This is a genomic window from Peribacillus sp. SRI_006, assembly GCF_057586375.1.
In genome coordinates this window covers 58,158-83,345 of sequence record NZ_JBYCZT010000007.1, presented here as the reverse complement: position 1 = coordinate 83,345, position 25,188 = coordinate 58,158, and the positions used below count along the sequence as shown (strand labels likewise).

Sequence of the window (25,188 nt, the reverse complement as noted above, 5' to 3'; positions counted from 1 at the left end):
TCCATTGCTATTCTGCTTATTTTGAAGGCTTGTACCCGAAATGTGTTGCTGCTACCCCACCGAAATGGGCTTTATAACTGACATTTTCCATTCCTGCCTGCTTAAACATGTTTTCAAGCTTTTTCATGCCTGGGAAATCTCGAGCCGATTCCTGCAGCCATGAGTATTCACTATAGCTTTTTGCGAATAATTTGCCGAACATGGGCATGATGAAACGGAAATAAAAATAATATCCCTGTTTAAAGCCTAGCATCGTTGGCTGTGACGTATCCAGGCAAACGACCATACCACCTGGCTTCGCTACACGGTTTAACTCTTTAAGCACTTTCATGTAATCAGGGACATTCCGCAGCCCGAAACCGATCGTGACATAGTCAAAGCTATTATCCTCAAAAGGAAGTTCCATTGCATTCCCATGCATTAGGGAAACTTGATCCAGATTGAGTTCCTTCACCTTTTGTTCGCCGATTTTCAGCATGTTTTTACTAAAATCCAGACCAACAACCTTTCCTTCTGGTCCTACTTCATTAGCAAGGGCAATGGTCCAGTCCGCTGTTCCACAGCATACATCCAGTGCATGGGCGCCTTTTGGGACATTCATGATGGCCATTGTAGCCTTCCGCCATTTAAGATGCTGTTTAAAGCTGATGAGGGAATTCATCTTGTCATAATTTCCGTAAATCTTTTCAAAGACATGATGAACTTTTTGCTCTTTAGACTGCTCCATGATTCACCCTTCTTTCACATATGAATTTGCCATACTCTCTGTTTGTTCCAAGATGGCCTTCACTCTTTCCAGTAGTTCATCATCCAACTTTGCCAGCTTCCGCATCGAGCGCTCTACGGATTGCCTGGCATCTCTCAGGCACTTGTCGAATTGGGTGCGTACCTGTTCTTCCTTTTCCGAAATGGGAACATCCCCACCGATCGAGTCATCAAAAGGTATTTCCCTAAGGACATCAAAAACTATTGATTCCCCCGACTTCATATAACTTCTCTTCTCGGCATGCAACCGTTTTACAAGCAGCAGATCTTCCGATATCTCTATCCAGGCAGGCTCATTATAGTAATCCGCAAGTTTCTGAATCAGCGAAGCCTCGATCGCTTTTATCGTCATTAAAAGCGTTGGTACATCTTGAATCGACCCTTGTTGGTATAGAATGATTTTATTATCATTTATTTTTTTTATCGCGCTTGAAAGGATACGGATCATATCAACATTACCTATACTGGCAAGCCCTTGATAATATAAGCCACTATAGTAATCACCGGCAAGCACTTGTAATTGGCGATTTTTCAATACCTCCGGCGACTCGATTCCTTCACCCGAATTTGAGACGATTTCATGGGTATCCAAAGCTATTTGCACTAACATGGTTGAAATGATGTATTGATTCCGTTTTTCGCTTGTAACGTCCAAATCGTTAAACAATCCCCAAAGCAACATCAGTTTATCTTCGTCCAAGCTTGGCTTTTGTATATACTTCAACAAATATGGATGTTGAGCTTTCGTTTCTATTAATCGTTTTAATTGCCTTATGTCGTCCGTTATGTTTAACAATTGAGATCACCCTTGCATCCCCGAAAGATAATTTTTTTCATACATACATATTGGTTTCTGTCTGTGTAAAATACACATTATTATACCATAAAAACAATCAGATGAAATGGTCAACGTTTATAAAATGAAACTTCCAAAAACAAGGAAATCATCGACTTTTGCTCTTCAAAAAATGGATGCGGGAAATTTACAGCTTGTTAAACGCGATATCAGGTGATTGATTTATAATTAACCAAGCATTGAGAAACGATCATTTGTCAGGTGAATTCTTTTTGGAATCACTTTCTATCTCTCCGAATGGAGTATAGACCTTTGCATGGCCCCTGATTTTAATTGCCGAGGTATGCTCCGTGAATTGTGCGATCATCACCTCTCCTGAGTCCAGTTTTTCGGAGTGGTGAAACTTGGTGTCCGTTCCCCTTGTCAACCCGATGACATTCACACTATCCTCAATGGCTTTGATTACGACAAAATCATTCAGAATCTTTTTATCATTCATTTTTTCCTGCCCCCATATCCTTAGTCTTTAATGAATGCCAGTACTTCAGCTCTAGTACGGTGATCCTTCGCAAACGTTCCCCTTACAGCTGAAGTCACTGTTTTAGATCCGGGTTTTTTCACGCCTCGCATGGTCATGCACATATGTTCAGCCTCGACTACAACCATTACACCATGAGGCTCGAGCTTTTCCATTATCGAGTCTGCAACTGTAGAAGTGATGCGCTCTTGAAGCTGCGGACGCTTCGATACAGCCTCAACCGCCCGTGCCAATTTGCTTAAACCAGTCACTTTTCCGTTTTTCGGAATATATGCTACATGGGCTTTCCCGTAAAAAGGGACTAAATGATGTTCACATACCGAGTAAAACGGAATATCCTTTACAAGTACGAGTTCTTCATGGTCCTCCCCAAAAACAGTATCGAAATATTCCTTTGGATCCTGATTAAGTCCAGAAAAAATTTCTTCATACATTCTGGCTACACGAGCAGGAGTATCCAGCAGTCCTTCCCTCGTTGGGTCTTCCCCTACAGCCTCGAGAAGCATTTTAACCGCTTCTTCTAATTTGGCATGATCAACATTAGCCATTTTTTGTACCTCCTAAAAAATCAATAATATTATGTATTCAGATAAAAAAACCAAAGCGCTTTGCACCCGGAAATCCATAATTGCAATTATAAAGCGACCGATTACCCAAAGATTGAAGCCCTTTAAAGGCGGTTTCGCCAGAAGCGGTTTCGGATGGGTATTTTCTTGTGACAGATTTACCATCTGAAGCGTATCTAAAATATTCACTGTCTTTTATATTATCACAGATGGAAATTAAGAAGCAAAAAAAGGACCGCGTTTTCACGCGGCCCTTTTCGGTTAAGCACCCGTATGTAATGGTAGAATTACTTCACTGCATCTTTCAGCGCTTTACCGGGTTTGAAAGCTGGCACTTTGCTAGCTGCAATTTCGATTTCGTCACCAGTTTGTGGGTTACGCCCTTTACGAGCCGCACGTTCACGAACTTCAAAGTTACCAAAACCGATCAATTGGACTTTATCACCGTTTTTTAGAGCTTCTAAGATTGTATCAAAAACAGCATCAACAGCTTTTGTAGCGTCTTTCTTAGAAATTTCAGTTGCTGTAACAACTTCATTAATTAATTCTGTTTTGTTCATGCCATTCACCTCCTCCCAAAAGGAATCTTTATAAAAAATCATTATTACAACACTATAATAGTGATTTGATATTAGCTTCGGTCAAAAAATTTTCATTCCCTGACAATCAGGGATTACCAAGCCGATTTAATTTCCAAATAATTCATCCAGAAATTTATAAATAGGTTGAAATCGCTGTTATAACGCGTTTTCTGTATGTAGATTATCACAAATCCTATAAGCTTAGCAAGGGAATTCAAAAAATAATGGGAATCTTTTCATCAATAATTGTATATATTATAAATTTTGTCTTTCGCTATTCATCATTTCCCTTTTTTATAGAAATTAAACTTATTATATTGCTGAAAATCGCTTAACCACAAGGTTTTTTCAAGATTATACTAAAGAACAGCAGATTAATTCAAATATTAGCGTTCATAAATGATTTTTTTCTTTCGATCCTGCCGTTTCTTCCATGTAAAAAGACCAATCCATAAATGGAGTTGGTCCGGCCTTAAACGTTTTCTATAAGATGATGGCAATCAAACCGCCACTGCCCTCATTAATAATCCTCTCAAGTGTTTCTTTTAATTTATAACGTGCATTGTCTGGCATCATCGCTAATTTCACCTGTATGCCTTCCCTTACGTAGGAACTTAGGCTTCTTCCAAAAATATCGGAGTTCCAAATGGAAAGTGGATTGTCTTCGAAATCCTGCATCAGATACCGTACTAATTCCTCACTTTGCTTTTCCGTACCGATGATTGGCGAGAATTCGGATTCGACATCGACCTTGATCATATGGATGGAAGGAGCTACAGCTTTTAGCCTGACACCGAACCTGGCTCCCTGGCGGATGATTTCCGGTTCATCAAGACTCATATCGTTAAGGGACGGGGCTGCGACACCATATCCAGTTTGTTTAACCATTCTCAACGCATCAGCCACCTGATCATATTCTGCTTTCGCATACGCAAAGTCCTGCATCAATGATAATAGATGATCCTTGCCCCGAATCTCCACACCGACAATTTCCTTCAGAATATCATCATATAGTTCATCCGGGGCGTATAGATCTATTTCTGCAACCCCCTGCCCCATCTCAATGCCTGCAAGCGCTGCACGGTCAATGAACTCGAATTCATTGAAATGACCGACTACACGATCAACATCCCTCAGGCGCTTAATGTCCTTGACTGTCTCTTTAACCGCTTCCTGGTAACTTTCCCTTAACCAATGATCCTCTCGCAGAACCATTACCCAGCTAGGGAGATTAACATTGACCTCGAGAACAGGAAATTCGTACAAGGCCTCGCGCAGTACGCTGTAAACATCGGATTCCCGCATTCCTTCGACACTCATGGCCAATACGGGGATATCATACTTTTCCTGCAAGGATTCCCTCAGTGCTACCGTATTCGGGTGGTGAGGCTGAACGGAATTGACAATCATGATAAATGGCTTGCCAACCTCCTTCAATTCTTCGACGACCCTTTCCTCGGCCTCTAAATAATCACTTCGCGGGATTTCTCCTATCGAACCATCCGTCGTAACGACCACGCCTAATGTGGAATGATCCTGAATTACTTTACGAGTACCGATCTCGGCAGCTTCATTGAACGGAATCGGCTCTTCATACCAAGGCGTGTGAATCATGCGGGGACCATTTTCATCCTCATACCCTTTTGCCCCGGGTATTGTATAACCGACACAATCGACTAAACGGATGTTCACGTCGAGACCTTCAGCTACTTGAATCGATGCTGCCTGGTTCGGTACGAATTTGGGTTCCGTCGTCATGATCGTCTTTCCGGCAGCACTTTGTGGCAATTCATCCTGTGCCCTGGCACGGTCCGCCTCAGACGGTATATTCGGAATGACGACTAGCTCCATGAATTTTTTAATAAATGTGGATTTTCCAGTCCTGACGGCACCGACCACCCCCAAGTATATATCGCCACCGGTCCGTTCAGCTATATCTTTAAAAATATCTACCTTTTCCAAGGTATCCCCTCCCGAATTAGAGTTTTGGGATTTCGTTTATCCATTTGCATTTATTTAGGACAATATATATCTATGATGTTGTCCTAAAAATTTATTCCATTTATTTCCCTGGTTCAATCCCTTCCTCCACCAGAAATTTTTATATAAGGGTTGTTATTTTAAAAGTAAGATGAAATAAAGATAAAAGAAATAACCCTTCCCCTACAATATATTTTGCAGAAGAAGGGTTATGCCTATTTTGTAAGAAATATTGGAGTATTTGTTTTTTCATCAATTGTATATGGTAACGAATAGGCAGGGACGAACTCCGAACTCTGCACCAGCAGTTCCCGGATATCTTCACCTTGCTTGATTTTCCCCTCATTCTTCTTCAATGCCTCAAGTAAATCCGGGGTATAATCAACAAAAATGCTGCCTTGACCATCGACTATAAGGTATAAATCTTTTTGTGAAAATGGACTCGTGACCGTCGGAGCTTCCTTCAGGCCCATCTTTTCATAATCAAGCGTGAAGACATTATCGGATAACCTTTCCTTAAACGGCGGGTATCCGTTGCTTTGCTGATAGGCAGTCAATCTCAAGGAAACATCCTGAATCTTCTGCGCCATCCTGACATCCAACAGCTTTACAGTCGGATCTTTTTCAACATTAACGAGGATGTATTGAAAGACACCCCCTGATTCAAAGGCATTGTCCGGCGGTTCAGCCATATACCTCGGCGAAATCTTAGAAAATTTTATGACATATTTTTGATAAATCGGTGTCCCTGCATCTTTAGTAACTATCGGCAGTATGCCGCCTTCATCCTTCTGAAATTGATCCACTGCACTTTGGACGGATTGTATTTGTTCTTTATAAGGCAGTTGGTTTTGCATTTTTTGCTTCTCCGGATATAAGCAGCCGGATAATGATACAGAGATGCATAATAAACATAATATTTTGAAAAAATTTCTCATCATTTCTCCTCACCTATCAAGTGGTTGGCCCGCTAAGAACAACGATAAGGATGATCAAGCCGGCCAGAATCATAAGTATGTATGCGATAATTGCTGTCAAGACTCTCCAAAAACCTTTTAATTTATAGCGGCTTAAGTAGATTAGAAATATAGAGATAACCATAAAGCCCATAGCTATAAAGGATATCCACATTTTTTGCAGAGCAGGTGTCATATCTTCATCACTCCTTTTTCCAGAAATTATTATAACATACCAAATTACGTTAAAGGAATTAAATCCTTGTCCAATCTGTGTAATTCCCGTTTTCATTACTCGTTCTCGTGAAAAAAAATTCTGAGATCCAGTTATAAAACGAGAAATATGTAATTATTCCCTCCTCCAAGCAACAAAAAAACAGCGCAATGACTGTTTCAGTTTATAAACAAACTCGATAATAATTGAGTTTGTCGACAGTTTTTTAAGGTGTTTAAAATTTGACCGTTGATTGGAACGTAGGGCACTCGCTTTACCGGAAGGTCCGCCCTCGGCTCTATTAGCGCCTGTGGGGTCTCCCTTGGCCCCGTTTTCCCGCAGGAGTCTCGTAGTTCCGTTCCAGTCAACCTTGTGTTAACAGGAAGATAAGCTCCTTATTTAAGGGTGAATACTCGAGGTGGTGAGGATACCTTTGATCAGCTTGAAATGTTTACTTAGAACACCTCTTGCAGATTAGTAGAATGGAGGTTCCCATTCATGTAAAGAAGATGGCCACCTGGACTTGACGAAGGGGAGAAATGGTGGAAATAATGACCTTGGAGAGTTCATCATTATCTAAAACTGCTACAAATTCAAAAAGGTTTCGGAATGATACCATTCCGAAACCTTTTTATCTACAGTCTGAATCAGCCAAAGGCTGTTTTTCTGCTTTTTTTAATTAAGATTGAAGAGTTGGCAAGACTTCTTTAAACGCTTTAATTACTGTATCGACTTCATCCAGCTTAATAGTCAATGATGGCTCGATCCTGATTGTTTTGGAATTAATAAGCGTACCTGCCACCAAGATGCCTTTATCAAAAAGGGCTTTTGAGAATTCATAACCCACTTCATCTTTATGGAACTCAATACCGATCATTAATCCTTGGCCACGGATTTCCAGCACCTTATCTTTGTGCTCAGCAGCCACTTCCCTTAACCCATTTAAGAAGTATTCTCCAACTTCCGCAGCACGCTGCGGTAAGTTTTCTTCCAAAAGTACGTCGATCGTAGCGATGGCCGCAGCACAAGCTAATGGATTTCCACCAAATGTCGTAGTATGCATGAATGGATTGTCGAACCAGCTTTTAAATACTTTCTCATTGGCTACAACAGCGCCTGCAGGCATTACACCGCCACCAAATGCTTTCGCTAAACAAATAATGTCCGGAACAACATCATATAGCTCAGAAGCGAACATTTTACCTGTCCGTCCCATTCCTGTTTGCACTTCATCCAAGATCAATAACGCATCATATTCGTCACATAATGCCCGAACCTGCTTTAAATAATCCTGCGGAGGCAGAATGACCCCTCCTTCACCTTGAATAGGCTCTAACAGCACAGCAGCAACATCTTCACCGACCAATGCACAACTTTCAAACGTTTTTCTCATCATATCCACATCACCGAACGGTACATGGCGCACACCTGGAACCAACGGGATGAACGGTTTTCTGAACATGCCCTTTGCCGTTGCCGATAGGGAACCAAGGCTTTTCCCATGAAATGATTTTGTCGTGGAAATGATCGTGTATTTGTCACTGTACATTTTAGCCAACTTAAGTGCAGCTTCCACGCTCTCGGTACCGCTGTTCGTAAAGAATGAGTATTTTAGATCTCCCGGTGTGATTTCGGCAAGGATCTTGGCAAGCATTGCACGTAATGGATCAAGTAAGTCCTGGCTATGAAGGGCTTGTCTTTGCAATTGATCGGTTACTGCCTTTACTACTTTAGGGTTACGATGACCAACATTATAAATACCAAAGCCACCTAAACAATCAATATATTTTTTTCCATTTACATCCGTAAAACAGGAATCTTGATCAGACCACTCCACCGAAGCGAACTGTGTGTCTTTAGTGACCGTCTTCCGGTATTCCAAAAACCCAGGGTTTACATGGTTACGGAAATTCTCGACCGTTTCTCTTGTTACCCACTGTGCATCTTCTTTTGAAATTTCTTTCTGCTCGATTAATTGAAGAACCTTTTTAATATAATCTTGAGTTGCTGATTGGTTAGCTTGAGTGTTTTTACTTTCTACGTTAATTGACATTTTATAATCTCCTTTTTTTATAGCTTTAGTTGATGGGTTAATTAAGTTTGCTTGTTTTATGAAACTTTGATGCTTACCTCCCTTTTTTCTTATACTTACTAATCAAGCAAGAAGCATGCCAAGTTAATTAACCAATAAAATCGCATTTTTTTAAAAAAACCACTCTAAAACTATGCAAATATGCATATCGTTATTTCACTTTGCATAATCAAGTATAGGAAATCATTGAAAAGCTTCGAAAATGCCTTCATAAAAATAAAAGCCGTTGACAAGTGATTTTCATCACTCGGCAACGGCTTTTGATCAAAATACATCATTTTCGATTTTCTTACTTTGTTGTTCAGCTAACACTTTTTGATACTTCCTGCTCACTGACGATTGACTTATCCCGAGCGCTTTAGCCGCTTTGGTCGTGGTTTTATACTGTTTCATGGCAAGCATGATCAATTGTTCTTCCACATGATCCTGCGCTTCCTGCAGCGGAAGGATTCTCGTAATGATGGGTTTCGTTTGTTTAAAGTCACTGCCCACAGGTATGAACCTTTGAATGAAGTCAGCATCGATCATCTCTTCATCTGCAGAAACAACCAACCTTTCAATCATGTTCTGCAACTCACGAATGTTTCCCGGCCAAGTATAGACTTCCAGTATATTTAATGCATCAGGGGAAAAGTGATAATTCCGCTGATACCTTTCATTCAGTTTTTGCAGGAAATGAAAGGCTAGCGGCGGGATATCCTCCGGCCTTTCCCTTAATGGGGGCACATGTATGGGTATGACGTTCAACCGATAGAATAAATCTTCCCGGAACGTGCCCATCTCGACCATTTTTTCCAGACTCTTATTCGTGGCCGCAACAATTTGAACATCAATGGAAATGGGTGTAGTGCTGCCAATCGGAATCACTTCCTGTTCCTGGAGTACCCGCAGCAGCTTGACTTGCAGATGTATGGGCATGTCACCAACTTCATCCAGGAATAAAACACCTTTATTAGCCTGCTGAAAGTATCCTACCTTCCCATTTTTATCCGCTCCTGTAAAGGAACCCTTCGTATAACCAAACAATTCACTTTCGAGAAGGTTTTCCGGAATCGCCCCGCAATTTATCTTCAGGAAAGGCATTTTAGATCGCCTGCCCATTTTATGAATGGCTTCAGCTATCACTTCTTTACCTACTCCCGACTCCCCATTGATTAATACAGTAGATGAAAAATGGGCGATTTTCTTGACTTGGCTGATTATCTGCTCCATTTTAGGACTTGCAAAAACCAACTCTTTATAAAATTGATCCTGTTTTTTGAAAGAGTCCAGTTCTTTCCTCATTTCATTTAATTCCGATTTCAATTGTGTCGTTTCCGTTATATCCCTTGACGCAATGACTATTCGATCTATTTCCCCTTTTTCATTGAACACAGGGGTGCCGACGGAAAGGACTTTCTTATTCATTTTCGTATCTTGGACAATCGATACTTTCTTTTTTTGTTCAAGGACTAACCGGGTTACCGAAGGATTAAAAATCCCTTCATCCTCTAATTGCAAGAGATTCTTCCCGATATAATCTTTTAAGTCCTTCCCCCAGAATCCCGAGATGATGCTGTCACTATAGCGCAGCAGCTCTCCTTTTTGATTGACTACAAGTATTTCATCATAGATATTCGCTAAAATGGCATTCAAATCTTTATTCGAGCTTTTTATCAATTCTATTTCCATGGCCATTTCCTCAACCATCGGTAAATCCTGAACAATGATGATCAGGCCTTCGACTTCTTTTTCATGGTTCAGAATCGGGCTATAGTCGACAAGCACACTCATGACATCAGTAATCTCCAACTGATTCAGAATACTGCTCCCGCTGGCAAACACGCTATGTATATGCTGCTTATTGAAGATGCTCGCAGCAGGTTCATTAAGGACTTGTTCAGAAGGTTTTTTTATCATCTTCAAGCCTGATTCATTGAAGTTCACGATATTCTTTTCTTTATCAGCCACAAATATCCCCATAGGAATGGAGGTTAATATAACATTTAACAGGTCTAAATTTTGTTTGCTGTCCTGCTTGAATAATTCAGCTAATACATCTTCCCTTTTTACATAACCGGTTAGCAGGCCATCATCCGTTTTTATCAGTACGATAGGCTCACCGATAATTTGAAACAAATGCGGCAAGGAAATGTTAGGGTGCAATTTACAGACATTATCAATCGAAAAAGCATACTGTAAAAGCTGATCGACTGTCGTTATTTTTTCATTTAACGGGAGGTCATCCATGCGGATATACGCAAACACTTGATTTTCCTTCATAAGAAAGAAGAAAGGTTCCTGTATCTCATGAATATTTTGGTCTGAAAATGTAGGCTGATCAATTGTTATAGTTATGAATGGTCTAATTTTATCATCCGGAATAGATAACACAGTTTCACTCTCCTTTTGTAACCTAACCTATATTTTATCACAATTCCGAATTGCAAGATAAAAAATAAGAGGTACCATTACTCATATCCAGCATTTACCTTTACTCATCCCACGACAAAAGGGTCCTTTAACGGACCCTTTTGACCTAAAAACCTGATATGCAGCTTAGACTTATTTTATAAAGGACCGTCCACCTTATCTTATACATTCCAATCATGTTTGAATTTTACTTATTCCTGTTTGTTATGATTCGTGGATGGCCGTCCTCTGCCAGGGCTTTTTATACAGATAGGACAGCTCCCTCCATACCGTCATTACGGCTTCATACCTGTTTGCAACACTATAAGGAACCAAGGGTAACATATATGCTTCCATGCTTCTGCCCTCGTCGCTATTCCTTATTCATCCACCTACATAATTTCCCAGATAAATAACACCCACTTTCCCAACCATGACAAGGGATCCGTCACAATAATCAGTAAATTCAATGCTTATGGAAAGGTCAGTACAGAAGGAAATTTATTAAAAGCAATATAATTGAAATGAATAATTAATCCATCAGTGTCGACTAACCTGCAAAAACAGGCGTATGTATAAATGGACTTTTGCATATAAACCTATACCGAACCTGCCGAAGGAATGACTTTGCCAACATTACATAACGTACGCCGGGAAAAGCATTACCATGAAAGCTCCCGGGCACCATACTAAGCGACATATTCTTGCCCTAAGCGCTGAATACATGTTGCTAACGCCATGAACGGAAATAGACAACAAGCAATAGCATTAATGACCTCTTCATTTCTCATCAGGCATATAACACCCTCCCTCGTGTAATGAAACAGTAGAATAAATTCACTGTGCTTTTTCAAATTGGAATAGCGGAGGGGATTCCGTAAACCATTTTGTCCGATATAGAAGATAACCAATCCCAATTACCGCCCAGACTATTCCTAAAATCAAGGAACTCATCTCGAGATTAAGCCAAAGGATGAAGACCGAAGCCGCGCCTAAAACCGGGGACAGAATAGTTGAAAGAAAACCTTTAATCGTTCTGAAGCTTTTGTTTCTTATCGAATGGACGATTACACAAATATTCACGAAGGTAAAAGCGATTAATGCCCCAAAGTTTATGAGGGAAGTGGCCGTAACCAAATCAAGGAATAAGGCAACTAGTGATATCGACCCGACAAAAATGACATTAAAAAATGGCGTGTTGTACTTGGGGTGGACAAACCCAAATAGTTTTTTCGGAATCATTTGGTCACGCCCCATGACATATAGCAACCTAGAAACACTAGCGTGAGATGCAAGACCGGAGGCAAGCGTACCGCATAAGGTTCCTGCAAGAAAGAATGCCTGAAATAACTTCCCGCCCACGAAAAGGGCAATTTCCGGAGAAGCTGCTTCAGGATCGCTAAAACGGGAAACATCCGGGAAAAATAACTGTGTAAAGAATGATGCCGTCACGAATAAAACCCCTCCGATCAGGGCAGTCAAAAAGATGGCCCGGGGGACCGTTTTGGATGGATTCGGTGTTTCTTCCGATAAAGTAGTGACTGCGTCAAATCCCAAAAAAGAAAAACAAAGGATTGTAGCACCAGTTATGAGCGACGAGATTTCCATATGGGGCCCGATGAATGGATGAACCGACAAGACCTCTCCAGTCCCTTCTCCACCCATGACTCCTTTAACGACAAGTGCCCCAAAAATGATGATGACCAACATTTGAAAAAAAACAAGGAAGCTATTAAAGTTGGCGGCAAAATTAACATTGAATAAGTTAATGACTGTCATTAAAAGGACAAATGCCACCACCCATATCCACGGGTATACTTCCGGAAAAAGAGCAGTTAAGTATATTTTTGTCAAAATGCCGTTCACCATCGGTAAAAATAAATAGTCAAGTAACGAAGACCACCCGACGAGGAAGCCTAAATGCGGACTGATCGTTTTTTGCGTGTACGTATAGGATGAACCTGCCTGCGGATATATTTTAACCATTTTTCCATAACTGGCTGCTGTAAACAACATTGCCAAAAGAGCAATGATATAAGCGGTCGGCACATGCCCCCCGGTTTTTTCGGAAACTATCCCGAATGTATCAAAAACAACCATCGGCGTCATATATCCAACACCGAGCAATACGATATGCCACAAGTTTAATGACCTTTTCAGATTACCTGTTTGCATGTATCATTCCCCTTCCTTTTATGCGAGAAAAGTTAAGACAAACTTTTCTAGCCTCCCTTATAAATTGTTGGTCATATTACACTTCGCAATTTTCATACCAAAAAATAGGGTCGATTTTTAACAAAAAACAAGGAAATATGTAGAATGATTTATGCAAATTCGAATAATCTATTCAATTATTCATAAACAGAAGATTTTTTGCCCATAAAAAAAGCAGAAGATATTTAGATATCTTCTGCTCATTTGACTAAATCCCCCGTGCCGAGGTCAAATTACTAGTTTACTTTCGTTGCATTGTATGCTGATACACGGCAAGGCGCATCATCAAATGCCTAATTTAATGAAATTCTTTTATGAAAATCAACAGATTGGAGATTAATCCTGCTGCCTGCTATCCAATATGTTAAAAAGTTCTTCCATCTCATTCGTTTTTGAACGATTCATCAAAAGGTCAACTGCCTTTTTCACTTCTTCCCCATTGAATAAAACATCGTACAGGGCTTCAGTGATCGGCATATTCACTTCGTACTTTTGGGCTAGTTGATAGGCGGCTTTAGTGGTTCTGACACCTTCAACGACCATCCCCATGTTTTCCAAAACTTCTTCAAGCTTTTGCCCTTTACCAAGCATATTCCCAGCTCTCCAATTACGGGAATGAACGCTTGTACAAGTGACGATCAAGTCGCCAATCCCAGCTAAACCTGAAAACGTTAGTGGGTTAGCCCCCATGGCCACCCCTAGACGGGATATTTCAGCCAACCCTCGAGTCATTAATGCAGCCTTGGCATTATCCCCATAGCCTAAACCATCCGTGATGCCGGCAGCCAAAGCGATGATGTTCTTTAAAGCCCCTCCGATTTCAACACCAATCAAGTCCGGATTCGTATATACACGGAAATTATTATTGATAAAGATGTCCTGAACCCTTTCGGCAGCTTTCATATTCTTTGAAGAAACGGCAACTGTTGTCGGGTGACGTAAACTGACTTCTTCCGCATGGCTCGGTCCTGAAAGAACCACTATATCCTTAAGCCATTCTGACGAAGAGACTTCTTCAATCATTTCCGATATACGAAGCAGGGAATCAGGTTCAATTCCCTTACTCACATGAACGATTGTCAACGGTTTATCATGAGCCTCTTCAATCTGGCCAAGCACTTCCCGGTAGGCTTTTGTCGGAACAGCCAAGATTATTATTTCAATCCCGGCCAATGCTTCCTTAAGGGAAGAATAACCTTTAATCCCCAAAGGCAATTCAATCCCAGGCAAGTATTTTTCATTCGTATGATTTTGATTGATTTCATCGATTTGTTTCTGATTATGTCCCCATAATCTCACTTCATGCTGGTTATCAGCGATTACAAGCGCTAAAGCAGTCCCCCAGCTCCCAGCTCCAATCACTGCGATACTTTCTTTTTCTTTTACCACGGTATAACCACCTTTACTATTTTCTCTGGCGTCCAAAAATTCGTATTGGTGTTCCTTCAAAACCAAAGGCATCCCTAATTCGATTTTCTAAAAATCTCTCATATGAGAAATGCAATAACTCCGGATCGTTAACGAATACGACGAAAGTTGGCGGCTTGATGGCTACCTGTGTCGTATAGTAAATTTTCAAACGGTTTCCATTATGAGTCGGTGTCGGATTCATTGCCACGGCATCCATTACCACTTCATTCAATACATTTGTCTGAACCCGGATAGCATGATTCTCACTAGCCTGATCAATGACCGGTATTAAAGTATGTGTCCGTTTTTTCGTTAAGGCAGAAAGATAAATGATTGGCGCATAATCCAAGAACAGGAAATGAGCACGGATCTTTTCTTCAAAATCCTTCATCGTTTTTTCATCTTTCTCGATGGCATCCCACTTATTGACGACGATGATGACCGCCCTACCCGCTTCATGGGCATATCCTGCAATTTTCTTATCCTGCTCACGAATTCCTTCTTCAGCGTTCAGGACTACAAGAACAACGTCTGAACGTTCAATTGCCCTTAATGCACGAAGTACGCTATATTTTTCCGTACTTTCATACACCTTGCCTTTTTTCCGCATCCCTGCTGTATCAATAATGACATACTCTTTGCCATTATACTTATACGGAGAGTCAATCGCGTCACGAGTCGTACCTTCAATATCACTGACAATGACGCGTTCTTCACCTAACAATGCATTGACCAGAGAAGATTTACCTACGTTCGGTCTTCCAATCAAACTGAATTTAATGACATCATCAGCATAATCCGGGCCGTCAAATTTAGGGAAATGTTTAGCCGCTTCATCCAGAAGGTCACCAAGACCAAGTCCATGAGACCCGGAAATCGGGAATGGATCGCCAAAACCTAACGCATAGAAATCATAAATTTGATCTTTCATTTCTGGGTTATCGACTTTATTTACCGCAAGGACAACAGGCTTTCTTGACTTATAGAGTATCTTTGCGACCTCTTCATCAGCAGCCGTTACACCTTCACGACCATTCGTCATAAAAATTATCACATCAGCTTCGTCAATGGCTATTTCAGCCTGCTGGCGAATTTGTTCTAGGAACGGCTCGTCACCAATATCAATTCCACCTGTATCAATAATGTTGAAATCATGTGTCAACCATTCACCCGAACTATAAATCCTGTCCCGGGTCACTCCTGGAACGTCTTCAACAATCGAAACCCGTTCTCCAACTATTCTATTAAAGATTGTCGATTTTCCCACGTTCGGACGACCGACTATCGCAATTACCGGTTTTGGCATTGCTATTCACCCTTTCTGCTACTATATCTCTGTCAAAGTCACGAAATTCATGAATGCATTTATTACGGTTGCTTTGCATTATTGATTTTCATAATTTCCTTTTAAAGGAAAAGGTTGTATTCATCATCATTTAAAGGAATCTTTCATCAGTAAGGAAAATCCCAACTGATGTTCAGTTAAACTCATCAGGTATTCACGGGCGGTTTGTCCACTTGACGCCCCGGTTCCTTAGGTGACATGAAGCTGAACCCTCTGCATGCTAAAACTTGATTCTAAACAGCCCAAAAAAATGAAGAAAGCTTCGGCATACGGCTTCCTTTTTAATTGTTTAGAGCATTTTACGATTTATCTACAGACCTCTAACTATCCTATAGTAACAAATTTCTCGCCAATCAACAATGATTGTATGAATAAAAGCCTTCCAATTCCAATTGGTTCCAATTATATTTCTGCCTTTTGATAAAACAGCTAATACCCCATACTAATTTTCTCCATACTCATTGATTAAAATTCTCTTTTCCTTGTTTTGATAAAAATCTCGAATGGGAAATTGTATAAATGTATTGGCCAACCAGTTCCAACATTCTCCACAGTATGTTTGCTCCCAATACCAGCACGGCATTATCATGCCATGCGTAAGCAAGGGCCACATAAGGTAAAGAGTGGTAAGCAAGTAATCCGGAATATATGATATCTCCCAGCAGCATCCCAATTAAAAGGACGAACAATCGATATTTCCAATTTTTAAAAAGTAATAATATAAGATAATTCAGGAAAATACACAATAGATAAGAAGGTTTCATTATGAGCCATATCGGATCAAGTAAAGAAAAAAGTTGAAAACTCGCATAGGCGAGAGTGATAATAAGACTTCCGCTGATCAGTTCCATCATCTTGATGATTGATTTCTTCCTAATATATACACACAGAATAAAGAAAAGATACGGCCCGCTCAAATGCACGGAAACCAACGGAGACTCCAGTTTATAGCCCGCTAATACCATTACGGCTAATAGATGAAAAAGAAAATCAAAACGAAAGGGAACCGTTTTCGGAATAAAATACATGACAATGACCCAAACTATCCATGAAATCCAATAAAATATAATTCCATCCATGCAGCGTCCCCCCTTTTAGGAACATTATGGGTTGTTTATTCAAAGTATAAACGTTAAGCACGGCATTTAATGAGGAAACCTTACCCCATTCATTTAAAAAGGAGGTGTGAACATGGGAAAAGATCGACAAGAGAAGAAATTAAGAGAAAGTAAACGGGTGGAGTCCGACAGGGACCAATCACTGGGTCATAAAGGGGCAACAAGAATGGAAAGCCCTGAAGAGGCACGAAAAAGGAATAGTTAAGTCTATCCATGAACAAAAAGGAAGCATCTCCATTCGATTCAATGAGATGCTTCCTTTTTGTGGTCATTCATTTAGCATACGCGGAACAATCAATGCCTCTTTGAGATAACCAATGATAGGTATTTCCTTTGATGACTAATTTCGATTTTCTTAGCTCTGAGATATTACCGCATCCGAGTGCAGTCATGATGACCTTTAAATCTTCATGTATGTAATGTATTTCTTTAATCAAATGCTCCAAGCCCAACTCTTTATAGAGCTTGAGGAAATGTCCAGCCAATCCGACACCTTTCGCTCCTAGCGCCAGGCTTTTTGTAATTTCCAAAGGGCTTTGAATGCCACCCGACCCAATGACTGAAAGCTGTGGTGAAACATTCACTGCTTCGACAATCGAAGCGGCTGTCGGTATGCCCCATTCATTAAAATATCCGAGTATTTTTGCTCGTCTTTCATTCTCGATTTTAGCAAAATTCGTTCCGCCAAACCCGCCTACATCAATGATTGAAACACCTACGGAATGTAATTGCCGTACCGTTTCCATACTCATCCCAAATCCAACTTCTTTTACGATGACAGGAATTCCGATCGTTTCATTGATTTTTTCTATTCTCGAAAGGGTACCCGCAAAATCCCTGTCCCCTTCAGGCATCGTCAATTCTTGGATGACGTTAATATGTATTTGAAGGGCATCGGCCCCGATCATTTCGCTTGCCCGCTTAGCCTGTTCGACTGTTGCTTCACCACCGAGATTACCAATCAACACACCATCAGGATTTTCCTTCCTTACAACTTTGAAAGAAGCTTGCTGGCTAGGATCCTTGATGGCTGCCATTTGCGATCCTACCGCCATGGCGATTCCCGTTTCCCTTGCAGCAATGGCTAGGTCACCATTCAATTTTTCCGTTTCAGGGCCTCCGCCTCCGGTCATGGCATTTATAAAAATTGGCGAACTTAATTCAAGTTCGCCAACTTCTGCTGTGAGGTTCACATTATTCAAGGAAATACCTGGTAAGCTTTGGTGAATAAACGAAATATCTTCTAGTCCGGTTTGATGCTGCTGTCCTGTCTTAAGCGCAAATTCTATATGATCTAATTTTCGTTGTTTTCTCTCCAAGGCCATCACCATTATTATCTTATTTTAGTTTTTTCAATTGATCACCGATCATTTCACCTAACTGAAAACCCTTCGATTCTTCAGGCATCTCATAATCTGATGTGTTGTAATTGGATTGAGGTTCTTCAAGTTCCTTGATGCTCAATGATAAACGCTGATCCGTTTCATTGACTTCCAGCACTTTCACTTCGACAGACTGGCCTTCTTTAAGTACTTCTTGCGGTGTGGCAATATGCTTGTGTGAAATTTGTGATATATGGACAAGCCCTTCTACGCCTGGGAAAATTTCCACGAATGCACCAAAAGAAACAAGGCGTTTGACGATACCTTCAAGTTTAGAGCCTTTGGCAGCTTTTTCTGCAATTCCTGCCCAAGGTCCAGGAAGGGTATCCTTGATGGAAAGTGAAATCCTTTCATTATCACGATCGATGGATAGCACTTTCACCTGCACCTTATCCCCTTCGGACACGACATCGGATGCCTTGTCGACATGCTGATGGGAAAGCTGGGAAATGTGGACAAGGCCGTCTACGCCACCAATATCCACGAACGCACCAAAATCGGTAATCCTTTGGACCACACCCTCAAGCACTTGCCCGCTTTCAATCTTATCCAAGACGTTTGCTTTTTGCTTTTCCTTTTGGTCCTGGACCACTGCCCGATGTGAGAGGATTAAGCGATTTTTGTCTTTCTCAAGTTCAACGATCTTGAATGTTAAAGTTTTGTTTTTGTAATCAGAAAAGTCTTCAACGAAATAGTCTTCTACTAGAGAAGCTGGAACAAAACCACGTACGCCTAGATCTACGACAAGCCCGCCTTTGACGACATCTTTAACTTCAGCCTCAAATACGTCTCCATTTTCAAATTTCAATTCCAGGTCATCCCATGCCTTAAGAGCGTCAATTTTACGTTTTGATAGAATGAGAGCTTCTTCTTCGACTTTAATGACTTCCAGCTCCAATGCATCACCTTCCGAAACGGCATCTGACGCCTTTTCGACATGCAGGCTTGAAAGCTCACTGATAGGTATGATTCCATCAGTCTTGCTGTTTTCCACATCGACAATGACCTGTTTTTCTTCTACCTTTGAAACGGTTGCTTTAACTTGATCCCCAACTTTGTAATTGTTCACTTCTACTTGGTTCATATCTTCTGTCATTACTAACTCCTCCTTAACCCATGACTGATCAGCAAATTTCCTCTTCATCGGCCACATATTTTATTTAAAGTGGTTCAATAAAAACACTTTCCTAATAAAGATAAAAACAGTTTTTTTTAGAGTAATAAATTTATAATTCCTTTTCATCGGCAATAAGGAACAATACCCTTATTTTATAAATTCTAACAAAATCAGAAAATTGTCAAGTATGAAGGTTTATTTATGCTCGGAAATCAATTTCCCAATATGCTCCATGATGATCTTGGTGGCTTCATCGGCTGATATTTTCTGTTCACGATATTCGGTAAAATTTATTGGAGGACCGTAAACGACCTTCAATGGACGTAAAAATTTATATGGGCCGATGATTGCACACGGTATGATAACGGCATCAGACCGCAACGCAAAAAATCCTGCCCCCGCCAAACCTTCTCCCAATTGACCAGTCTTGCTTCTGGTTCCCTCGGGAAACAGACCAATCGCCTTGCCCTCCTTCAAAAGCTTCAAGCCTTTCCTAAGGGATTCCCGATCGCTATTGCCACGTTTCACGGGAAATGCATTTACTCTTGGTAATATACCCTTTAAAACAGGTGCATGAAACAACTCTTCTTTCGCCATGAAATGAATATCCCTTGGAGACGTCATGCCAACTACGGGCGGATCCAAATTATCAATGTGATTGGCACAAATCAATACACCGCCCTCTTTAGGGATATGTTCCTTTCCGAGTGCTTTAACCCTAAACGAAGGCGTTAAAACGCCTTTTACGATGTTCTTGGCAAATGTGTAAAAATCCAATGTCATCTTTTCCTCTCTTCTATTAAAGACATGATACTTTCTGCAACTTCCTGAATCGATAATGAGGTCGTATCGATTTCGATAGCATCCGCTGCCTTTTTCAATGGCGATACCTCGCGTTCGGAGTCCAGCTTGTCCCTTGTTGCGATTTCTTCCCTTAATTTTTCGATATCCGATGGAAAACCTTTCAATATATTTTCCTGATGCCTCCGCTGTGCCCTTTCATCCACAGAAGCGATTAGAAATACCTTTACTTCGGCGTTTGGTAACACATGCGTACCGATGTCCCTGCCATCCATGACGACACCGCCATTTTCACCTAAGATTTGCTGCCTGCGAACCAATTCCTCCCGGATGCTCCGGTGCTTGGCCACTTCCGAAACGGAACCAGTCACTTCATTGTTCCTGATTTGGGCTGTCACGTCCTCGTTATCCAAGAAAACCAACTGCCCATTTTCACTTGGTCTTAATTCGATTTCCGTATTGATGAGAACTTCTGATAATGCTTGTTCATCATTAAGAAGAATCTTTTGATTAAGGGCCTTATAGGTAATGGCCCTATACATTGCCCCTGTATCCACATATATGTAATTGAACTTTTCTGCAACAATTTTAGCAACCGTGCTTTTTCCAGCAGCAGCTGGTCCATCGATTGCGACTGATAATTTTTTTTTCATAAATCCTCCCAAGAATCCTACAATCATGCTGATTATTTAGTACCTTTTCATTTTATCACAACTAGCGGGAAAATCATTAATAAAAGGGATGTGTACGATCAAAATCACCTTTGTTCTTTTTTTGATCCCAACAGCCATCAAACGTTATCGTTTTACTGAAAATCTTCTTACAAAAAAAAGCGGGTATCACCGCTTTTACTTATGGGGCCCATTGAATGTTTCAATGATTTTCGTATAATTATTGCTGGTGACACCTTCATACCTCGAGAGCTTGGTCAAATCAAAGATTTGCTCCTCCCTGCTCAAAAGGAATTGGAAAAAAAATAAGCAGGCCAATTGGATGATGATCACTTTAATTAATAGTCTTTCAAATGTTTTCATATAAGCCACCGCACCCTCCATCCGTTTATATTAGCAGTATGGATGGAATCGCTGTTTTTCATTCAATCAAGTTAAACATGCAAACCTTTTTTCTTTAAATCCACCTGCTTTTCAAATATAAACCTCATTAATGTCTGTATATCATTTTTTGAAGGTTCACGAAATTGGACGTGCAGCAGCATATTTCCATGCTCTTTTCCGTTACGCGAATGACTTTGCTTTTTAACCTTAAATAATGAAACTCACCTGATTTCAACGTAAGCGGCATCCACAGGTATAATTGCGAAACCGATTGAATTGCAGTGCCTTTTAAAAGCCTTATGGAAGCTGCGCCAGCGCTGATATCCTCCGTTAATGTGCGAAAAGGGGTAGATTCGGAATGTTCTCCGATGAATGGCCGTATCCAAGGTTACATCCAGGAGTACGAATTTGCCTCCACTGGATTTTAACAAACGTTTCTGCTTCGGGCAGCAATAGTTGCATCATGGGTATAAACAGCCTGCTCTTCATTGGAAAGTGTGACATTGAATTGTGTCCCATCCATAAGGAATGCAATTTTTCCAGTCTCTACATCGATGGGAAAGTCTAGAAACAACCCGATCCCATTTCTACAAACATTCATTTGAACTTTTCCTTCTGTGGTATGTATTTCGGTTCGAGTATTGATATATCACCAATTTTAAACATCGTCGTCCACGTCCTTTTCGATAGGAGGAAACCACATAATACCTCTACGGCCCATATAATCCAATAATCATGAAGTTATTATGTCATAAGAAAAAGGGAAAGTGACTAAGCACATTTCCCTACAACTTATGATTGGCGATTGTTTTAAATTAAATTCTCATATACCGGTTCGGAATTCTTTAATTTTTCCACCTTTTCTTCTTGACCGGTATCTGCATTAATGAAAATACGGTAGGTATCGTCTTTAATCGTACCGAGAAATTCATAACAAAGAACTTCTTCACCAATATCATTGGTGATTAACGCCTTTCCTTCTTCCATTATTTTTACGTTGCTGTTGATTTTGTCCTTTGCTTCTTTCTCGGATATGTTCGGATTCCCTACTTCCCTGGTTTTATGTGATTTTAAATACTCATCAGCTGAAAAACCTATAACGGATCCATCATCCAATGCGATTTTGACCTTGACTGAATCCGGGTAAATCTTGACTCCATTTTCTGATGTTACGAAATTCAATAATGCGATATTATCGTATTGAGCACTTTCAAATAATTCAAGTGAACTGAAATCATGTTCCTTTAAAAAAGCTTCGGCTTTTGTATAGGCTTGATTCAAATCAATATTTGTTTTGTTCACGTCTCTATTATTGATATACCAAATAGGGTAACCGCCTTTTTTTGTCAAATCCATATTCAATTCAGTATCTGAATCTTTATCGAGGATGCTCACACTATAAAATCCATAATCGGAACCTTTTCCATTTTCCTCCACATTAACCTTCAAATTTTTGCTTTTTGAGTGTGCATAGTTTTTTGCTGTCGCGATCGCTTCTTCTTTCGTAATGGTTTCACCTTGCAAATTTTTGAAGTTTTCATCCTTCTGTTGTGCAGAAGTAAAAGTCGGGTTCATCTCATTTGTTTCCCCATACCCAGATACTTTTTTCTCTACCGTCTTTAATCCGTCAATGATCGTGTTATCCGAATTTTCTTTTCCTGATGCAAGAGCCATCTCGACATCCATCCATCTTAAATTGTTTTTAAGGACTAGATACTGCACTTTCCTTAACTCGCCCTGAATGTCTCCTGCCTGTGTGTACAAGGATTGCAGTGTCGCATATTCCTTATCATCCAATGGTTCTTTTTCAAGGTCTCGTACCGCTGTTTTATAACTGAAGTCCGCAATTTTCGATAAAAATTCCTCTGTCTTGTTAAAAGGCAGCAAGGTCAATGGCAACTGCCCGACATCACTCTGGGCTTCGGAAGTGATACGCCAAACATCTGTTAACGCCGGACTTAATGAATAACGTGAATTCATGGCCAAAGTACTGCCGACCTTATCGTGCAATAAATCCACTTGATAGCTTAAATCATGAAAGGCACGCTGATACGTATTTTCCGCGTTGATTAATACAGCATTTTTTTCCTTATGTTCTTGATAACCCCAGAATGCAGTTCCCGCAACAACTACAACAAGCAGGGCAATCACTATATTCCTGATCATTTTCCTTCACCTCTTTACTTACAAAAGATATGTTTTCCGATTCTTTTAATTTGTTCCCTTGACCAGATCCATTTACTTGTTGCCGTATCGGGATTAAAGTAATATTCTGCATTACCGCTTGGATCCCACCCATTGATAGCATCCACCACGGCTTCTTTCGCCCTTTCGTTCGGTGTAAGCCAAATCTGTCCATCCGCAACAGCCGTAAACGCCCCAGGTTCAAAAATCACTCCAGAAATGGTATTAGGAAATGCGGCACTTTCCACCCTATTCAGGATTACAGCTGCCACGGCAACCTGACCTGTATATGGCTCCCCTCGCGCCTCTCCATAAACGGCATTGGCCATCAGCTGTATATCGTTTTGAGAATAACCCCCTGGAAGATTGGCAGATGTCGTTGGTTTGGAAGGGGCTTTTCCGGTAGCGGTCCCTCCAGTTCCATTTCCTTTCGCTTTTACCTGTTTTTCAATGGGGACCCCCCCAAAATAGGTGAACTCGTTTCCTTTATTGATTTGCTCATGAACCCATGCTTTATTGAAATTAGACGCATTCGCTAACTTCTGTTTTGTTGTAGTCCCTGCTAAACCATCGATTGGCAGCCCGAAATCTTGTTGAAAGTTTCGAAGTGCCCAATAAGTGCCCCATCCATAGGCTCCATCAATCTTTCCGTTATAGTAACCGATGTTTTGCAGGCGTGCCTGCAGTTCAATTACATCATCTCCAACCGCACCTTTTTGAATGACTTGGCTCGAAAAGGCATTTGTTCTTGTTTCCGGGTAAATTCCGAAACATATAGTTATACACGAAAACAGCAAAAGCCATTTCCATTTTGACGAAATTCCTTTCATCAAAAACACTCCTCTTTTTCTTGAATTAATGTAATTCTATTTTCTTCTTTACTGGCTTTTTTATTCCAAACATAAAAAAAACGGAGCGGGCAAAATATGCCAGCACTCCGTTTTTTGATAGTATTCGTCATTTGCTAAGGTAGTGATTCTGTGAAAGTTTTTCTGCGTGAAAGTCGGACAACAAACGTGCTTTCTTTACTTTTTTCATGCCTAACCACCATAGATAAATCATGAATGGCATAATAAAGTACACCCAAAATCTTTGGGAAACCAAAATATAATCGTAAACCCCATGTAACGAAATTGGTATGATCAATGCCAATAATAAATAGACCCTATTATTCGAAGCCGAAAATTTCGCCTTGCCCAAATAATATCCCATGATCACACCGAACAAAGCGTGACTGGATACAGGGAGAACGGCCCTGAGAAAAGCGTGTTCCACCCCGTTGGCCAGCAGGTATAAAATATTCTCCATTGTGGCGAATCCAAGGGAGACTGCAGCACCGTAAACAATCCCATCATATGGCTCATCGAATGCCACATGCTGATAAATAACGTAAATGAGTATGAACCACTTGAAGAATTCCTCAAGCAGTGCAGCCCATAAAAAAGCATTTGCTAAATCCGTATTCAAGATATGTTCGGTTTCGAGCACATACTGTATGAACATAATCGGCAATACAAGAAAAACACCGAATATAAATGTTTTGACCACAACCGATATCGGTTCGGTCTCATATTGATCTTTCAAATAGAAATAGCTCAGTAGCGCCAATCCTGGCGCAATAGCCGCTGACAACATGACCAGCATTAGCTGACCCTCTTTTCATCTTCGTTTCCTTAATCGTAC

At 40.6% G+C, this 25,188-nt stretch carries 24 protein-coding genes; 1 reads left to right on the top strand and 23 read right to left on the bottom strand.

The genetic code is table 11. The annotated features are described in order from the left end of the window. Nucleotides 1–16: 16 nt before the first annotated feature. The 14 genes from AC2YHV_RS11710 to AC2YHV_RS11645 all read right to left on the bottom strand — a co-directional run bounded on the left by AC2YHV_RS11710 (nucleotide 17) and on the right by AC2YHV_RS11645 (nucleotide 16,927). Entirely contained in the window at nucleotides 17–727 is a 711-nt protein-coding gene (locus AC2YHV_RS11710) for a demethylmenaquinone methyltransferase (protein ID WP_034308012.1), read from the bottom strand. Nucleotides 728–730: 3 nt separating this feature from the next. Next, nucleotides 731–1,561 (bottom strand): heptaprenyl diphosphate synthase component 1, encoded by an 831-nt coding sequence (locus AC2YHV_RS11705; RefSeq protein ID WP_057276286.1) that lies wholly within the window; start codon nucleotides 1,559–1,561, stop codon nucleotides 731–733. A 250-nt stretch (nucleotides 1,562–1,811) separates the two neighbouring features. Continuing rightward, complete coding sequence (gene mtrB, locus AC2YHV_RS11700; protein WP_034308017.1) at nucleotides 1,812–2,060, bottom strand: trp RNA-binding attenuation protein MtrB; 249 nt, start codon at nucleotides 2,058–2,060, stop codon at nucleotides 1,812–1,814. Between the two features lie 20 nt (nucleotides 2,061–2,080). After that, a complete protein-coding gene (folE, locus tag AC2YHV_RS11695; protein WP_034308020.1) occupies nucleotides 2,081–2,647 on the bottom strand; it encodes a GTP cyclohydrolase I FolE in 567 nt (188 codons plus the stop codon). 305 nt (nucleotides 2,648–2,952) lie between these two features. Beyond that, nucleotides 2,953–3,225: an HU family DNA-binding protein gene (locus AC2YHV_RS11690; protein WP_034308023.1), complete on the bottom strand. Its 273-nt coding sequence runs from the start codon at nucleotides 3,223–3,225 to the stop codon at nucleotides 2,953–2,955. A 504-nt stretch (nucleotides 3,226–3,729) separates the two neighbouring features. Then, nucleotides 3,730–5,208, bottom strand: a complete 1,479-nt coding sequence (gene spoIVA / locus AC2YHV_RS11685) for a stage IV sporulation protein A (protein ID WP_034308024.1) — start codon at nucleotides 5,206–5,208, stop codon at nucleotides 3,730–3,732. Nucleotides 5,209–5,441: 233 nt separating this feature from the next. Further along, nucleotides 5,442–6,167, bottom strand: coding sequence for a hypothetical protein (locus AC2YHV_RS11680; RefSeq protein ID WP_095679754.1), 726 nt, complete (start codon nucleotides 6,165–6,167; stop codon nucleotides 5,442–5,444). A gap of 13 nt (nucleotides 6,168–6,180) precedes the next feature. Beyond that, the gene (locus AC2YHV_RS11675) at nucleotides 6,181–6,378 is read right to left on the bottom strand and encodes a DUF2768 domain-containing protein (protein ID WP_048681698.1); all 198 of its coding nucleotides are present in this window, start codon (nucleotides 6,376–6,378) and stop codon (nucleotides 6,181–6,183) included. A 697-nt stretch (nucleotides 6,379–7,075) separates the two neighbouring features. Beyond that, nucleotides 7,076–8,449, bottom strand: a complete 1,374-nt coding sequence (locus tag AC2YHV_RS11670) for a putrescine aminotransferase (protein ID WP_048681701.1) — start codon at nucleotides 8,447–8,449, stop codon at nucleotides 7,076–7,078. A gap of 303 nt (nucleotides 8,450–8,752) precedes the next feature. Beyond that, a complete protein-coding gene (locus AC2YHV_RS11665) occupies nucleotides 8,753–10,861 on the bottom strand; it encodes a sigma-54 interaction domain-containing protein (protein WP_487373240.1) in 2,109 nt (702 codons plus the stop codon). Between the two features lie 855 nt (nucleotides 10,862–11,716). After that, complete coding sequence (locus AC2YHV_RS11660) at nucleotides 11,717–13,054, bottom strand: APC family permease (RefSeq protein ID WP_063575742.1); 1,338 nt, start codon at nucleotides 13,052–13,054, stop codon at nucleotides 11,717–11,719. 375 nt (nucleotides 13,055–13,429) lie between these two features. Beyond that, the gene (locus AC2YHV_RS11655) at nucleotides 13,430–14,482 is read right to left on the bottom strand and encodes an NAD(P)H-dependent glycerol-3-phosphate dehydrogenase (RefSeq protein ID WP_330501276.1); all 1,053 of its coding nucleotides are present in this window, start codon (nucleotides 14,480–14,482) and stop codon (nucleotides 13,430–13,432) included. 16 nt (nucleotides 14,483–14,498) lie between these two features. Then, nucleotides 14,499–15,809, bottom strand: a complete 1,311-nt coding sequence (der, locus tag AC2YHV_RS11650; RefSeq protein ID WP_034308039.1) for a ribosome biogenesis GTPase Der — start codon at nucleotides 15,807–15,809, stop codon at nucleotides 14,499–14,501. Between the two features lie 497 nt (nucleotides 15,810–16,306). Beyond that, on the bottom strand, nucleotides 16,307–16,927 hold the full coding sequence (locus AC2YHV_RS11645; protein WP_400448259.1) for a YphA family membrane protein: 621 nt from the start codon (nucleotides 16,925–16,927) through the stop codon (nucleotides 16,307–16,309). A 112-nt stretch (nucleotides 16,928–17,039) separates the two neighbouring features. Between AC2YHV_RS11645 and AC2YHV_RS11640 the strand changes: the two genes are divergently transcribed. Beyond that, nucleotides 17,040–17,171, top strand: a complete 132-nt coding sequence (locus AC2YHV_RS11640) for a YpzI family protein (protein WP_065311210.1) — start codon at nucleotides 17,040–17,042, stop codon at nucleotides 17,169–17,171. A gap of 67 nt (nucleotides 17,172–17,238) precedes the next feature. On the opposite strand, the gene fni is transcribed toward AC2YHV_RS11640, so the two are convergent. From fni to prsW, 9 genes are all read right to left on the bottom strand, one after another. Next, nucleotides 17,239–18,285: a type 2 isopentenyl-diphosphate Delta-isomerase gene (gene fni, locus AC2YHV_RS11635; RefSeq protein WP_057276316.1), complete on the bottom strand. Its 1,047-nt coding sequence runs from the start codon at nucleotides 18,283–18,285 to the stop codon at nucleotides 17,239–17,241. 19 nt (nucleotides 18,286–18,304) lie between these two features. After that, the gene (rpsA, locus tag AC2YHV_RS11630) at nucleotides 18,305–19,444 is read right to left on the bottom strand and encodes a 30S ribosomal protein S1 (RefSeq protein ID WP_034308045.1); all 1,140 of its coding nucleotides are present in this window, start codon (nucleotides 19,442–19,444) and stop codon (nucleotides 18,305–18,307) included. Nucleotides 19,445–19,660: 216 nt separating this feature from the next. Next, nucleotides 19,661–20,248, bottom strand: a complete 588-nt coding sequence (locus AC2YHV_RS11625) for a lysophospholipid acyltransferase family protein (protein ID WP_170956575.1) — start codon at nucleotides 20,246–20,248, stop codon at nucleotides 19,661–19,663. Continuing rightward, entirely contained in the window at nucleotides 20,245–20,919 is a 675-nt protein-coding gene (gene cmk / locus AC2YHV_RS11620) for a (d)CMP kinase (RefSeq protein WP_057276282.1), read from the bottom strand. The genes AC2YHV_RS11625 and cmk overlap by 4 nt, the downstream gene beginning before the upstream one ends. Nucleotides 20,920–21,114: 195 nt before the next feature. Beyond that, nucleotides 21,115–21,300: a YpfB family protein gene (locus tag AC2YHV_RS11615; RefSeq protein WP_098865327.1), complete on the bottom strand. Its 186-nt coding sequence runs from the start codon at nucleotides 21,298–21,300 to the stop codon at nucleotides 21,115–21,117. Nucleotides 21,301–21,745: 445 nt separating this feature from the next. Beyond that, nucleotides 21,746–21,922: a hypothetical protein gene (locus AC2YHV_RS11610; protein WP_487373239.1), complete on the bottom strand. Its 177-nt coding sequence runs from the start codon at nucleotides 21,920–21,922 to the stop codon at nucleotides 21,746–21,748. 209 nt (nucleotides 21,923–22,131) lie between these two features. Continuing rightward, on the bottom strand, nucleotides 22,132–23,487 hold the full coding sequence (gene ypeB / locus AC2YHV_RS11605) for a germination protein YpeB (RefSeq protein ID WP_487373237.1): 1,356 nt from the start codon (nucleotides 23,485–23,487) through the stop codon (nucleotides 22,132–22,134). A 14-nt stretch (nucleotides 23,488–23,501) separates the two neighbouring features. Beyond that, complete coding sequence (gene sleB, locus AC2YHV_RS11600; RefSeq protein WP_371748539.1) at nucleotides 23,502–24,326, bottom strand: spore cortex-lytic enzyme; 825 nt, start codon at nucleotides 24,324–24,326, stop codon at nucleotides 23,502–23,504. A gap of 136 nt (nucleotides 24,327–24,462) precedes the next feature. Then, entirely contained in the window at nucleotides 24,463–25,149 is a 687-nt protein-coding gene (prsW, locus tag AC2YHV_RS11595; protein WP_487373235.1) for a glutamic-type intramembrane protease PrsW, read from the bottom strand. Nucleotides 25,150–25,188 lie beyond the last annotated feature (39 nt).

Bases quoted from the DNA above. Each gene is read 5' to 3' on its own strand.
- AC2YHV_RS11710 (WP_034308012.1), bottom strand. From the start codon at position 727: ATGGAGCAGTCTAAAGAGCAAAAAGTTCATCATGTCTTTGAAAAGATT.
- mtrB (WP_034308017.1), bottom strand. From the start codon at position 2,060: ATGAATGATAAAAAGATTCTGAATGATTTTGTCGTAATCAAAGCCATT.
- folE (WP_034308020.1), bottom strand. From the start codon at position 2,647: ATGGCTAATGTTGATCATGCCAAATTAGAAGAAGCGGTTAAAATGCTT.
- AC2YHV_RS11690 (WP_034308023.1), bottom strand. From the start codon at position 3,225: ATGAACAAAACAGAATTAATTAATGAAGTTGTTACAGCAACTGAAATT.
- AC2YHV_RS11680 (WP_095679754.1), bottom strand. From the start codon at position 6,167: ATGATGAGAAATTTTTTCAAAATATTATGTTTATTATGCATCTCTGTA.
- AC2YHV_RS11675 (WP_048681698.1), bottom strand. From the start codon at position 6,378: ATGACACCTGCTCTGCAAAAAATGTGGATATCCTTTATAGCTATGGGC.
- AC2YHV_RS11670 (WP_048681701.1), bottom strand. From the start codon at position 8,449: ATGTCAATTAACGTAGAAAGTAAAAACACTCAAGCTAACCAATCAGCA.
- AC2YHV_RS11660 (WP_063575742.1), bottom strand. From the start codon at position 13,054: ATGCAAACAGGTAATCTGAAAAGGTCATTAAACTTGTGGCATATCGTA.
- der (WP_034308039.1), bottom strand. From the start codon at position 15,809: ATGCCAAAACCGGTAATTGCGATAGTCGGTCGTCCGAACGTGGGAAAA.
- AC2YHV_RS11645 (WP_400448259.1), bottom strand. From the start codon at position 16,927: ATGGATGGAATTATATTTTATTGGATTTCATGGATAGTTTGGGTCATT.
- AC2YHV_RS11640 (WP_065311210.1), top strand. From the start codon at position 17,040: ATGGGAAAAGATCGACAAGAGAAGAAATTAAGAGAAAGTAAACGGGTG.
- rpsA (WP_034308045.1), bottom strand. From the start codon at position 19,444: ATGACAGAAGATATGAACCAAGTAGAAGTGAACAATTACAAAGTTGGG.
- AC2YHV_RS11625 (WP_170956575.1), bottom strand. From the start codon at position 20,248: ATGACATTGGATTTTTACACATTTGCCAAGAACATCGTAAAAGGCGTT.
- cmk (WP_057276282.1), bottom strand. From the start codon at position 20,919: ATGAAAAAAAAATTATCAGTCGCAATCGATGGACCAGCTGCTGCTGGA.
- AC2YHV_RS11615 (WP_098865327.1), bottom strand. From the start codon at position 21,300: ATGAAAACATTTGAAAGACTATTAATTAAAGTGATCATCATCCAATTG.
- AC2YHV_RS11610 (WP_487373239.1), bottom strand. From the start codon at position 21,922: ATGAATGTTTGTAGAAATGGGATCGGGTTGTTTCTAGACTTTCCCATC.
- ypeB (WP_487373237.1), bottom strand. From the start codon at position 23,487: ATGATCAGGAATATAGTGATTGCCCTGCTTGTTGTAGTTGTTGCGGGA.
- prsW (WP_487373235.1), bottom strand. From the start codon at position 25,149: ATGCTGGTCATGTTGTCAGCGGCTATTGCGCCAGGATTGGCGCTACTG.